The organism is Xanthomonas sp. LMG 12459, assembly GCF_009192905.1.
GTDB classification, from domain to species: Bacteria; Pseudomonadota; Gammaproteobacteria; order Xanthomonadales; family Xanthomonadaceae; genus Xanthomonas_A; species Xanthomonas_A sontii.
Window position 1 is genome coordinate 85,336 of sequence record NZ_NSGT01000024.1, and the last position, 11,700, is coordinate 97,035.

General features: G+C 68.3%; 10 protein-coding genes. 2 read left to right on the plus strand and 8 right to left on the minus strand.

Annotated elements, in window-relative coordinates:
• The first annotated feature begins 76 nt into the window (after positions 1 to 76).
• Positions 77 to 1,660 (plus strand): calcineurin-like phosphoesterase family protein, encoded by a 1,584-nt coding sequence (locus CEK65_RS06585; protein WP_193314713.1) that lies wholly within the window; start codon positions 77 to 79, stop codon positions 1,658 to 1,660.
• 230 nt (positions 1,661 to 1,890) lie between these two features.
• On the opposite strand, the gene CEK65_RS21330 is transcribed toward CEK65_RS06585, so the two are convergent.
• The 7 genes from CEK65_RS21330 to CEK65_RS06620 all read right to left on the minus strand — a co-directional run bounded on the left by CEK65_RS21330 (position 1,891) and on the right by CEK65_RS06620 (position 9,338).
• On the minus strand, positions 1,891 to 2,412 hold the full coding sequence (locus tag CEK65_RS21330) for an STY0301 family protein (protein ID WP_319019765.1): 522 nt from the start codon (positions 2,410 to 2,412) through the stop codon (positions 1,891 to 1,893).
• A gap of 351 nt (positions 2,413 to 2,763) precedes the next feature.
• Entirely contained in the window at positions 2,764 to 3,843 is a 1,080-nt protein-coding gene (locus CEK65_RS06595; RefSeq protein ID WP_152181179.1) for a C13 family peptidase, read from the minus strand.
• A 34-nt stretch (positions 3,844 to 3,877) separates the two neighbouring features.
• Positions 3,878 to 4,576: an acireductone synthase gene (mtnC, locus tag CEK65_RS06600; protein WP_017912145.1), complete on the minus strand. Its 699-nt coding sequence runs from the start codon at positions 4,574 to 4,576 to the stop codon at positions 3,878 to 3,880.
• 3 nt (positions 4,577 to 4,579) lie between these two features.
• Positions 4,580 to 5,146 carry an acireductone dioxygenase gene (locus tag CEK65_RS06605; protein ID WP_043091914.1) on the minus strand — a complete coding sequence of 189 codons (567 nt, stop codon included), beginning with the start codon at positions 5,144 to 5,146 and terminating at the stop codon, positions 4,580 to 4,582.
• Between the two features lie 93 nt (positions 5,147 to 5,239).
• Entirely contained in the window at positions 5,240 to 5,881 is a 642-nt protein-coding gene (locus tag CEK65_RS06610; RefSeq protein WP_152181172.1) for a methylthioribulose 1-phosphate dehydratase, read from the minus strand.
• 465 nt (positions 5,882 to 6,346) lie between these two features.
• Positions 6,347 to 7,780: an amino acid permease gene (locus CEK65_RS06615; RefSeq protein ID WP_019802501.1), complete on the minus strand. Its 1,434-nt coding sequence runs from the start codon at positions 7,778 to 7,780 to the stop codon at positions 6,347 to 6,349.
• A gap of 85 nt (positions 7,781 to 7,865) precedes the next feature.
• Positions 7,866 to 9,338, minus strand: coding sequence for an amino acid permease (locus CEK65_RS06620; protein ID WP_193314714.1), 1,473 nt, complete (start codon positions 9,336 to 9,338; stop codon positions 7,866 to 7,868).
• 169 nt (positions 9,339 to 9,507) lie between these two features.
• Here CEK65_RS06620 and CEK65_RS06625 point away from each other — a divergent pair, with 169 nt between their 5' ends.
• Entirely contained in the window at positions 9,508 to 10,089 is a 582-nt protein-coding gene (locus CEK65_RS06625; protein ID WP_152181174.1) for an NUDIX hydrolase, read from the plus strand.
• 207 nt (positions 10,090 to 10,296) lie between these two features.
• Here CEK65_RS06625 and serA read toward each other — a convergent pair whose 3' ends face one another.
• Complete coding sequence (gene serA, locus CEK65_RS06630; protein ID WP_043091919.1) at positions 10,297 to 11,538, minus strand: phosphoglycerate dehydrogenase; 1,242 nt, start codon at positions 11,536 to 11,538, stop codon at positions 10,297 to 10,299.
• Between the last annotated feature and the right edge of the window lie 162 nt (positions 11,539 to 11,700).

An 11,700-nucleotide genomic window follows, 5' to 3' on the forward strand; every position in this document is an offset into this window, starting at 1 on the left:
TCTGTCCGGCGCGGTCATCGCCGTGTCGATGTCGTTGGCTACAATCGGGGGCCCTCGGCTTCTCCGGATGTTCCGCATGCTGCGCACCGTCGTCCTTGCCTGCCTGTTGGCCGCCGCCGCTCCCGCCGTGGCGCAGACCGCGACCATCAGCGGCAGCGTCTACCAGGAACGCGACAACGCCCCGGGCCGCGGCCCGGGCGATGCCGGCATCGCCGGCGTGCAGGTGTCCGACGGTGTGCACATCGTCCGCACCGACGCGCAGGGCCGCTACCGCCTACAGGTGGAGCCCGGCCGCACGGTGTTCGTGATCAAGCCCGACGGCTACAGCTTCGCCAGCGCCGGCAACGGCCTGCCGGACTACTGGCGGCACTACGCGCCCGCCGGCTCGCCCACGCTCAAGTATCCGGGCATCGCGCCCACCCGCGGCGCCACCGACCACTGGGACTTCGCGTTGCGCGCGCAGCCCAAGGCCGACAGCACCGAGGTGCTAGTGTTCGCCGATACCCAGACCGCATCGATGACCGATGTCGGCTACTACGCCCGCGACATCGTCGCGCCCTTGCGCGGCAAGACCCACGCGCGCATCGGCACCACCCTGGGCGACGTGGTCAGCGACGACCTGTCGCTGTATCCGGCGCTGAATGCGGAAACCGCCAAGCTCGGCGTGCCGTGGTTCCATGTGCCCGGCAACCACGACCTCAACTTCGACGCGACCGACGACGTCGATTCGCTGTCGAGCTGGCGTGCGGTCTACGGTCCCGACACCTACGCGGTGGAAGAGGGCGGCGCCAGCTTCGTTTTCCTGGACGATGTGGTGTACCAGCCGACGCAGCAGCCCAAGTACATCGGCGGCCTGCGCGCGGACCAGTTCGCGTTCCTGCAGGCCTACCTGGCCAGCGTGCCCAAGGATCGACTGGTGGTGCTGGGCCTGCACATCCCGCTGTTCGATGCGGCGCCCGGCAAGGAGACCTTCCGCCATGCCGATCGCGCGCGGCTGTTCGCGCTGCTGCAGGCGTTCCCGCACGTGCTGGTGCTCAGCGGCCACAGCCACACCCAGCGCCACTATTACCACGGTGCCGACGAGGGCTGGCACGGCGCGCAGCCGCTGCACGAATACAACGTCGGCGCGGCCTGCGGCGCGTTCTGGTCCGGGGTCAAGGATGCCGAGGGCATTCCCGCCGCGACCATGGCCGACGGCACCCCGAACGGCTATGCAATGTTGACCGTGCGCCGCGACGGCGGCTATGCGCTGGCCTACCACGCCGCGCGTGCCGCCGACGACACCCAGATCGGCCTGCATGCGCCGAAGGTATTGCGCCGCGGTGCCTATCCGGCCTGGGGCGTGTACGCGAACGTATACATGGGCGAGGACGACACGCGCGTCGAGTACCGCGTGGACGACGGCGCCTGGAAGCCGATGCAGCGGGTCGAACAGCCGGACCCGGCCCTGCTCGCCGAGAACGCGCGCGACGATGCCGCCGACGCGTTGCGCGGCTACGATCGGTCGCCGGAAGCGATTCCGTCGCAACACCTGTGGCGCGGCGCCTTGCCGACCGATCTGAGCGTGGGTGCGCACCGCATCGAGGTCCGCGCGTTCGACCGCTGGCGCGGCGAGCAGCACGCCAGCGGCAGCTATCGATTGCAGGACGCCTCTCCCTGATCGCGCCGCGGTTGCGACGCTGGCGTCGCGTCCCGGCGACGCCAGGTCAGCCGCGACCTAGGTTCTTTTGATCGCCGTCCTGGGCTGTGCCCGGCGCACGCGGGCGCTGGGCGAAGTAGAACCGGCTGTTGTCGTTGGCGATGACGCCGATGAGCCGATCGGCGCCGGCATTGGCGAATGTGCCGCCGTTTGTCCAGTTCGGCGCGCCGTCCCAGGAGCCGTGCCAGCTTTCATCTGCAAGTTACTCGAAGGACATGCTTTGCATTGATTGAATAACTGCACTGTTCCACACGGTTCGCCAGTTTTACGTCATGCGTTTGCTTGTCCGCGTACCTGCAGCGTACGGTGACGAATCGGCCCTCATCGTAGATGTAGCCCAGAACCCAATGGCCGTATCGCTCCTTTGCCACGTCGGGCTCAAGCGTTGCGAGATCCTGTGGTTCTCCATCGAATGCATCGATGGAGCGAAGTGGCTGATCCTGTCGAATGGGGCAGACCGAAGGCGCGGCGAGCACGGGACTCCAGGCAAAAAGGCAAAGTAGAAGAGCGGCAACTCGCTTGCTCAATGGCATAGACGTTGTGTCCATTGTTTGCAGCTCATATCTGCGCTGCCGTGCCTGCGGATCCGTCAGTATCAAGTCGGGCGCGGCGAAGACCCATTCTTCATCGGATACGTCGGTTGGCGTGGTGGCTTCATCGCCTACGATAGCCGCATCAACTCCAAGTTCATAACACGCTCTAGGCTTGGCCATTGCTGAGAACAGCTACATCATCGACCTGCTGAGACGGTTGTGGACCATCGCTGCGGCGCGGTCCGGCGTACTACCGGTCTGGAGTCGGCATGAAACAAAAAAACCTCCATGAAGGAGGCCTATAAACGAGAGGATCCTGGCTGGCGAGCGAAGGCTGGCGGGCGGATCGGTGCGCAGCTGGCTGGCGAAAGGCTGGCGGGCTTGCTGCGGGGCGCAGTGTAACGGCTGCACGCGATCGGCGATCGAATGCGAATTACTCTCATCTATGGGGTTCCTGCGGACTCCTGCTCCAGGCCCCAGGCTCACCGAGCGTTGGGGTCTTACGTGCGGTGCTCGACGGAGCAGTGCGGCTCACTGCCTGGGAGTGGCAGTCGATGGCGGTAGCGCCGGTTTTGCGGGCGTCGGGGGAGCAGTGGTTTGCATGGTCCCGGGCGCGTGGTCCGGTTCGCCATCGGTCGCAGTCACTGCGTCGTCCGCATCGGGTTCCGGATACGGATAGACCGGTGCGGCGGCGTTCGGCAACTGCGCGCGCCAGTGCTGCAGCCAGCTGCCGATGCGCGCGCCCACGTACAGCTGCGGATACGACGGCGCCTCGCCTTCGGCCTGCTCGCGTGCGCTGATCTCGGCACTGGCCAGGCGATAGCTGTCGACCAGATCGGTGGTGCGCGCCAGCGCGTCGATCAACCAGGCGCGGCCGAAATAGGTGGCGCTGGCGGTGTTGCCGCAGCCGAACGAGGGCCGGTCGCGACGGGCAGCGGTGATGACCAGGGTGTCGGCGGTCTTCAGCGCCGGCACGAAGCCGCCGGAGTAGCAGGCCGAAATCACGATGATGCGGTTGCGGATGCCGGCGTCGTCGAGCAGGCGGCGCAGTTCCTGCGGGGTGATGGTGTCGTACTCGGCATCCTCGCCGGGGCCGAACTGCAGATACAGCTCGTGCTGCTCGGTGCCGTGGCTGGTCAGGAACAGCAGCAGCGCGTCCTCGCGCTTGTCCATCAGCTTGCCGATGCGGTCCAGCGTATCGGCCAGGTTGTCGTAGGAGGCCTGCGGCGCGTAGGCGTGCGCGCCGAGATTGTCGCCGTGGTTGATCAGGGTGGCGATGTGCCCGGCCGCGCCGAAGCGCTGCGCGAACATCTGCCGCAGGTACAGCACTTCGTTGCGGAACACGTCCTCGCTGGCGTCGCCGGCGAAGCCCACCACGTACAGGTCGGGGATGCCCGGGCGCTGCGCCTGCAGTGATCCCAGCGCCAGGCGCAGCTGCGCCTGGTCGACCGGATCCTGCGCCGCCTCGTCCTGCGCGGTGTCGGCCGTGCCGGCCGGCGTGGCGCCGGCATCGGAATGGCAGGCGGGCAGCGCCAGCGCCAGCAGCGCGGCCGGCAGCAGCCGGCGCCGCAGCACGGCCAACGGGCGCCGCAACGCCGCCAGGGCGGCCATCAAGGCAGCGACAGGCCTGCGCATGCTCGGGGACTCAGAAGCCCAGGTCGGCGAAGCTCTCCGCGCGGCGGTGGCCGTTGCAGGCCTCGCCCTGGCGCGGTTGCGGGTAATCGTCGCGGCGGTCGATCAGCACCGTGTCCAGGCCGGCGGCGCGGGCCGCATCCAGTTCGGCGACCACGTCGGACAGGAATACGATCTGCGCCGGCGCCACCCCGATCGCCTCGGCGATGCGCGCGTAGCTGGGCTGCTCGCGCTTGCCGCCGATCTCGGTATCGAACCAGCCGGAGAACAGGCCGCGCAGGTCGCCGGCGTCGCTGTGGCCGAAGAACAGCTTCTGTGCCGGCACCGAGCCGGACGAGTACACGTACAGCGCGCGGCCGTCGGCATGCCAGCGGCGCAGCGCCGGCGCGGCATCGGGATAGATGTGCGCGGTGAAGTCGGCATCGCGGTAGCCGGCTTCCCAGATCATGCCCTGCAGCGCCTTCAGCGCGGTGTGCTTGCGGTCCTCGTCGATCCAGCCCTGCAGGGTTTCCACGATCACCGCATCGGTGCAGATGCCGCCGCATTCGCTGGCGACGGCATCCAACCATTGCCGCACCTGCGGCTGCTGGCCGTGCTCGCGCACGAAGCCGGGCAGGGCGCGGCGCGCATAGGGGAACAGCACGTCCTTGACGAAGGAGATGCTGCTGGTGGTGCCTTCGATGTCGGTGAGTACGACGCGCGGATCGGTCATCGCTCAGTGCGCCTCGCCGCGCAGCTTCGCCTCGTAGCGCGGGAAGCGCTGAGCGATGTCGGTGCCGGTGAAGTGGCCGACCCAGCCATCCGGCTCGGTGAAGAAACGGATCGCGACGAAGCGCGGCTCCGGCCCCATGTCGAACCAGTGGTGGGTGCCGTCGGGCACGGCGATCAGGTCGTTCTGCACGCACTCGATCTCGTAGACCTTGCCGTCCACGTGCAGGGTGAACAGGCCGGAGCCGGCGACGAAGAAGCGCACCTCGTCTTCCTTGTGGAAGTGCTCGTCGAGGAACTTCTTGCGCATCTCTTCGCGCTGCGGGTTGTCCGGGGCGATGCTGACCACGTCCACGGTCTTGAAGCCGTTGGCGGCGACCAGGCGGTCGATATCGGCTTTGTAGGCGGCCATGACCGCGTCCGGCGAGGCGCCGGGCTCGATCGGCTGGTTGGCCTGCCAGCGCTCGAAGGTGACGCCGATCTTGCGCAGTTCGGCGGCGATCGCGTCGCCATCGCGGCTGTCGAACAGCGGCGCGTCGGGAGTGGTGTCGGCGAAGATGCGGAGTCGGCTCATGGCGGCGGGCGAAAGCGGAGTGGGGACGAAAAGGGTAGCAGGTGCGCGGCTGGCGGCCGTTGCGGCGCTGGAACGCTGTCGCGCCGCGGCGGATCAGCCGGCGGCGCGCAGTTTGCGCAGCTCCAGCTCGCAGTGCAGCAGGAACTCGAAGGCTTCGAGGTGGCGGCGCGCTTCGGCCATGTCGCGGCCCCAGGCGTACAGGCCGTGGCCGTCTATCAGGTAGCCCCACAGCGGCGTGCGATCGAGCAGGGCGTCGACCTGCGCGGCCAGCACGGTCATGTCCTGGGTGTTGGCGAACACCGGCAGGTCCACCGCGGTCTCGTGGGTCTGGTTGCCGTGCAGCGCCTTCAGCAGCTCGTAGCCTTCCAGACGGATATGGCCCTGCGGGGCGTACAGGCGCGAGGCGATGGTCTGCACCGGCGAGTGCGTGTGCAGAATGCAGCCGACCTCGGGGAAGCGCTGGTACAGCTGGGTGTGCAGCAGGGTCTCGGCGGACGGGCGCAGCGGCCGGCCGACGGCCTGGCCGTCGAAGTCCACCACCATGATGTCGTCCTCCACCAGCCGGCCCTTGTCGCGACCGGAGACGGTGATCGCGGCGTGGCGATCGTCCAGGCGGTGCGAGAAGTTGCTGCTGGTGGCGGGCGTCCAGCCGGCCTGCGAGAGCTCGCGGATGTTGTCGATCAGCAGGTGCGCCAGCGTGCGCAGGCGCTCGGAATCGTAGGGCAGTGCGTTCATGCACGTAGTGTAGGGCTTGGGGGTTGGATTGGGATGACAGGTGGCTGGATCCAAGCGCATCTGCTCATGCCGTACCCTCACGCCGACCCGTCTCTAGAGGGATCACTAGCGGTCGGACCCTCACCCCAACCCCTCTCCCGGAGGGAGAGGGGCTACGGCTTTTTTCCTTCTCCCACTGGGAGAAGGTGCCCCGCAGGGGCGGATGAGGGTACGGGCGAAGCCACGTGTCGCCAGCTGGGTGCAGCACTTCGCGCGCCGAACCCTCACCCCAACCCCTCTCCCGGAGGGAGAGAGGCTCTGACTTTTCCCTTCTCCCGTCGGGACCATGGCCCCCTTTTGCGGGAGAAGGTGCCCCGCAGCGGCGGATGAGGGTGCGGGCGAAGCCACGTGTCGCCAGCGGGGTGCAGCGCTTCGCGTCCGTACCTTCACCCCAACCCCTCTCCCGATGGGAAAGGGGCTCTGCGCTCAGCCTTGGCTGCCGCGCAGGCGGCTGTGGCGGTAGCCGTAGCCGAAGTAGATCGCCAGGCCGATCACCGTCCAGCCGGCCATCAGCATCCAATTGTGCGCGGTCATCGCCGACAGCAGCGCCAGGCAGCTGAGCACGCCGGCGATGCAGATCGGCCAGGCGAAGGGGATGCGGAACGGGCGCGGCAGGTCCGGCTGGGTGCGGCGCAGGATCAGCACGCCGGCGCAGACCGCGGCAAAGGCGATCAGGGTGCCCATCGAGGTCAGTTCGCCCAGCACGTCCAGCGGGAACAGCGCCGCCAGCAGGGCGATGCCGATGCCGGTGATCACCGTGTTGACGTGCGGGGTGCGGTAGGTCGGGTGGATCTTGGTGAACACCGGCGGCAGCAGGCCGTCGCGGGCGATGATCATGAAGATGCGCGGTTGGCCGATGATCATCACCAGCACCACCGAGGACAGGCCGATCAGCGCGCCGACCTCCACCACCACGCGCAGCCAGCCCAGTTGCGGATGCGCGGCGACCGCGGTCACCACCGGCTCGTCGGTGCCCAGTTGCGCGAACGGCACCAGCCCGGTCATCACCGCGGCCATGGCGATGTACAGCACGGTGCAGATCACCAGCGACAGGATCATGCCGATCGGCAGGTCGCGCTGCGGCCGGTGCGATTCCTGCGCCGCCACCGACACCGCCTCGAAGCCGATGTAGGCGAAGAACACCATCGCCGCGCCACGCAGCACGCCATCCATGCCGTACTTGCCCGGGCCTTCGTTGGCCGGGATGAACGGGTGCCAGTTGGCCGGGTCCACGTATTTCCAGCCGGCGGCGATGACCAGCACGATCAGGCCGCTCTTCAGCACCACCATCGCCATGTTCATCGCCGAGGACTTGCGGATGCCGACGTAGCACAGCCAGGTCAGCAGCAGCACGATGCCGGCGGCGGGCAGGTTGGCGATCGCGCCGGTGGGCTGCAGCTTGCCGTCCAGCGGCGCGTTGACCAGTGCCGCGGGCAGATGGATGTCGAAATGGTCGAGCAGGCTGAGGAAATAGCCGGTCCAGCTGACCGCCACTGCCGAGGCCGACACGCCGTACTCCAGCACCAGCATCCAGCCGATGAACCAGGCCGCCAGTTCGCCGAAGGTGGCGTAGGTGTAGGTGTAGGCGCTGCCGGAGACCGGCACCATCGCCGCGAACTCGGCGTAGGCCAGCGCGCAGAACGCGCAGCACACCGCGGCCAGCACGAACGAGAGCATGATCGCCGGCCCGGCGTGGTTGGCCGCGGCCTGCCCGGTGATGACGAAGATGCCGCCGCCGATCACCGCGCCGATGCCCAGCGCGGTCAGGCCCCAGGGGCCGAGCGCGCGTTGCAGGCCCAGCCCGCCGGCGTCCTCGTGGCTGGCATGGGGGTGTTTGGTGGCCAAGAGTTGTTTGAGCATCGAGCGGTTCCAGCCGGGCGCGGCGTGCGAGGAAGAGGGTGCGAACGCGAAGACCGGCGCGGACGCCGGTCTTCGGGGGAGCGGATCAGGCCTTGGCGGCCAGGCGGCTGTTGCGGATGCCGTAGAAGAAGTAGATGCACAGGCCGATCAGGGTCCAGCCGACGAACACCTTCCAGTGTTCCTGGAATGCCTGGAAGAACAGGCCCACGCAGAACAGCGCGCCCAGTGGGCACACCGCCCAGAACAGCGGCACCCGGAACGGGCGCGGCAGATCCGGACGGGTGAAGCGCAGCACCATCACGCCGACGCAGACCGTGGCGAAGGCCAGCAGGGTGCCCATCGACACCAGTTCGCCGAGCACGTCCAGCGGGATCAGCCCGGCCAGCAGCGCCGCCAGCACGCCGACCACCACCGTGCCGACGTAGGGCGTGTGGAAGCGGCGATGGACCTTGCCGAACAGCTTCGGCAGCAGGCCGTCGCGGGCCATGGTGTAGAAGATGCGCGGCTGCGCCATCAGCATCACCAGCACCACCGAGGACAGGCCGGCGATGGCGCCGATCTCGACGAAGGTCTTCAGCCAGGCCAGTTGCGGGTAGTGCTCCAGCGCGGTGGCCACCGGCTTGGCGGTGCCCAGCTGGGTATAGGGCAGCAGGCCGGTCAGCACCGCGCAGACGATGATGTAGATGATGGTGCAGATGGCCAGCGACACCAGGATGCCGATCGGCATGTTCTTCTGCGGGTCCTTGGTCTCGCCGGCCGAGGTGGAGACCGCATCGAAGCCGATGTAGGAGAAGAACACGATGGAGGCCGCACGGAAGATGCCGCTCCAGCCGAACTCGCCCGGGCCGGTGTTCTCGGGGATGAACGGATGCCAGTTGTCCGGGTTGATGTAGAAGAGGCCGACGCCGACGAACAGGCAGATCACCAGCACCTTGATCGCCACCACGATGGCGTTGACGAAGGCCGACTGGGTGACGCCCACATAGCACAGCGTGCTGACCGCGGCCACGATCAGCACCGCCGGCAGGTTGACGAGGTTGCCCGAGGCGACGAAGGCGTGGCCCGTCCAGGTCAGCGGCGCGCTGGCCAGTTCCGCGGGGAAGGGCAGGCCGAGGGTGCCGGTGACGAAGCTGATCAGATAGGCCGACCAGCCCACCGCGACGCTGGAGCCGGCGAACAGGTATTCCAGCACCAGGCACCAGCCGATGAACCAGGCCACGCCTTCGCCGAGCGTGGCGTAGGAATACGAGTAGGCGCTGCCCGAGACCGGCAGCATCGCCGCGAACTCGGCGTAGCACAGGCCGGCGAAGGCGCAGGCCAGGCCGGCGAACACGAACGAGAGCATCACCGCGGGGCCGGCGTGATTGGCCGCGGCCTGGCCGGTGAGCACGAAGATGCCGGCGCCGATCACCGCGCCGATGCCGAGCAGGATCAGGTGTCTGGCGGTGAGGGTGCGTTTGAGGGTGGCTTCGCCCTCCAGACTGCCTTCGAACGGTTCGCCGGCATCGACGTGACCGGCCGGTTCGATCGGCTTGACCCTCAGCAAAGACTTGAGCATTCGGTGCATCCCCAGGTGGCGGTACGGGGCAAGCGGCCCCGGCAATGGCGAAGCGCCGGGCCCGCAGCGGGCGACGCAAGCGTCGTACCATGCCAAAGCCGGCCGGCCGCCACAAGCCGCGCTGCACCGTGGACGGCGATAATGGCCGCCCCCGAACGCGAGAACGCCGATGCCGGAGTCGTCCCTACGCCAGCAGTTGCAGGCCCATGCCCGGCAGTGTCCGGATCAGGCCGAGGTCGCCGCGCAGTTCCTGGCCTTGCTCGACGATGCCGCCGATCCGTTCGTGCGCGCCCGCCTGGACGGCCATTTCACCGGCTCGGCCTGGCTGGTCAGCGCCGACGGCACGCGCACCTTGCTGACCCATCACCGCAAGCTGCAGCGCTGGCTGCAACTGGGCGGCCACGCCGACGGCGACCGCGATCTGTCGCGGGTGGCCTTGAAGGAGGCCGAGGAGGAATCCGGGCTGCCCGGCCTGGCGCTGGAGGATGGCGCGATCTTCGACCTGGACCGGCACTGGATTCCCGCCCGCGGCGAGGTGCCGGGGCACTGGCATTACGACGCACGCTACGTGGTCCGCGCCGGCGCGGACGAAGCCTTCGCGGTCAGCGCCGAGTCGCTGGCCCTGGCCTGGCGCCCGATCGCCGAACTGCTGGATGAAGCGGACCTGGATCCGTCGCTGCGGCGCATGGCGCAGAAGTGGTTGCAGCGCAGCGCATCAGCCCCTCTCCCCCCGGGAGAGGGGTTGGGGTGAGGGTCCGGGCGCGCAGCGCATGCGGTGTTTCAGCTGCACGAGGCTGCGCCCGTACCCTCATCCGCCCCTTCGGGGCACCTTCTCCCGAGGGGAGAAGGGAGAAGCCGGCTCCGGTCGGATGGCTGAGCCCCTCTCCCTCCGGGAGAGGGGTTGGGGTGAGGGTCCGGGCGCGCAGCGCACCCACGAATCCCCAATCCCCAATCCCCGCTAGTAAAGAATGCGCGTCCGCAACGTCCCCGCCACTTGCGCCAGCTCCTCCTTCAGCACCGCCGCTTGCTCCTCGCTGGCGCCGACGTCGATCACCACGTAGCCGACCTTGGGGTCGGTGCGCAGAAACTGGCCGTCGATGTTGACGTTGTGGCGCGAGAACAGTTCGTTGATCTGCGACAGCACGCCCGGCACGTTGCGGTGGATGTGCAGCAGGCGCAGGCTCTCGGCGTGCTCGGGCAGGGTCACCTCGGGGAAGTTCACCGCCGACAGGGTGCTGCCGTTGTCGCTGTAGCGCACCAGCTTGGCCGCCACTTCCACGCCGATGTTGTCCTGCGCTTCCAGCGTGCTGCCGCCGACGTGCGGGGTCAGGATCACGTTGTCGTGCGCGGCCAGCGGCGATTCGAACAGGTCGCCGTTGCCCTTGGGTTCGATCGGGAACACGTCCACCGCAGCGCCGCCGATGTGGCCGCTGCGCAGCGCCGCGTCCAGGGCATCGATGTCGATCACCGTGCCGCGCGAGGCGTTGATCAGGTGCGCACCCGGCTTCATCTGCGCCAGCTGCGTGGCGCCGATCATGTCGCGGGTGGCCGCGGTTTCCGGCACGTGCAGGGTGACCACATCCGAGCGGGCCAGCAGGTCGTCCAGGTCGGTGGCGGTGCGGGCGTTGCCCAGCGACAGCTTGGTCTCGATGTCGTGGAAGATCACCTGCATGCCCAGCGCCTCGGCCAGCACGCCGACCTGGGTGCCGATATGCCCGTAGCCGACGATGCCCAGCACCTTGCCGCGCGTCTCGTGGCTGCCGGCGGCCGACTTCGACCAGCCGCCGCGGTGGCATTCGGCGTTCTTCTGCGGAATGCCGCGCAACAGCAGGATGGCCTCGGCGATCACCAGCTCGGCGACGCTGCGGGTGTTGGAGTAGGGCGCATTGAACACCGGGATGCCGGCCAGTTCCGCGGCGTCCAGGTCGACCTGGTTGGTGCCGATGCAGAAGCAGCCGACCGCGATCAGGCGCTTGGCGTGGGCCAGCACCTCGGCGCTGAGCTGAGTGCGCGAGCGGATGCCGACGATGTGCGCCTCGGCGATGCGCTGCTTGAGCTCGTCTTCCGGCAGCGACTTGGCGTGCAGTTCGATCTGCGAGTAGCCGGCCGCGCGGAACACGTCGACGGCGGTCTGGCTGATGCCTTCGAGCAGCAGCACGCGGATATCCTGCTTCGGAAACGAGGTCTTCTTGGGCGACATTGCGGCGAGGGAGCGATGGCCAACGGGCCGGTCACTATGCCAGATGGCTTCGCGCTTTGGTGCGCCGCAATAGGATGCCGGGATACCGTGGATGCAACGCCGGCGGACGGTTTCAGGTGCATCGATTGGCGGTGGCCGGCGGGGGATTCGGGAGTGGGGAGT

Coding starts and splice junctions, on each gene's coding strand:
- CEK65_RS06620 (WP_193314714.1), bottom strand. CDS start 9,338: ATGCTCAAGTCTTTGCTGAGGGTCAAGCCGATCGAACCGGCCGGTCAC.
- serA (WP_043091919.1), bottom strand. CDS start 11,538: ATGTCGCCCAAGAAGACCTCGTTTCCGAAGCAGGATATCCGCGTGCTG.
- CEK65_RS06610 (WP_152181172.1), bottom strand. CDS start 5,881: ATGAACGCACTGCCCTACGATTCCGAGCGCCTGCGCACGCTGGCGCAC.
- CEK65_RS06585 (WP_193314713.1), top strand. CDS start 77: ATGCTGCGCACCGTCGTCCTTGCCTGCCTGTTGGCCGCCGCCGCTCCC.
- CEK65_RS06605 (WP_043091914.1), bottom strand. CDS start 5,146: ATGAGCCGACTCCGCATCTTCGCCGACACCACTCCCGACGCGCCGCTG.
- CEK65_RS06625 (WP_152181174.1), top strand. CDS start 9,508: ATGCCGGAGTCGTCCCTACGCCAGCAGTTGCAGGCCCATGCCCGGCAG.
- CEK65_RS21330 (WP_319019765.1), bottom strand. CDS start 2,412: ATGGCCAAGCCTAGAGCGTGTTATGAACTTGGAGTTGATGCGGCTATC.
- CEK65_RS06615 (WP_019802501.1), bottom strand. CDS start 7,780: ATGCTCAAACAACTCTTGGCCACCAAACACCCCCATGCCAGCCACGAG.
- CEK65_RS06595 (WP_152181179.1), bottom strand. CDS start 3,843: ATGGCCGCCCTGGCGGCGTTGCGGCGCCCGTTGGCCGTGCTGCGGCGC.
- mtnC (WP_017912145.1), bottom strand. CDS start 4,576: ATGACCGATCCGCGCGTCGTACTCACCGACATCGAAGGCACCACCAGC.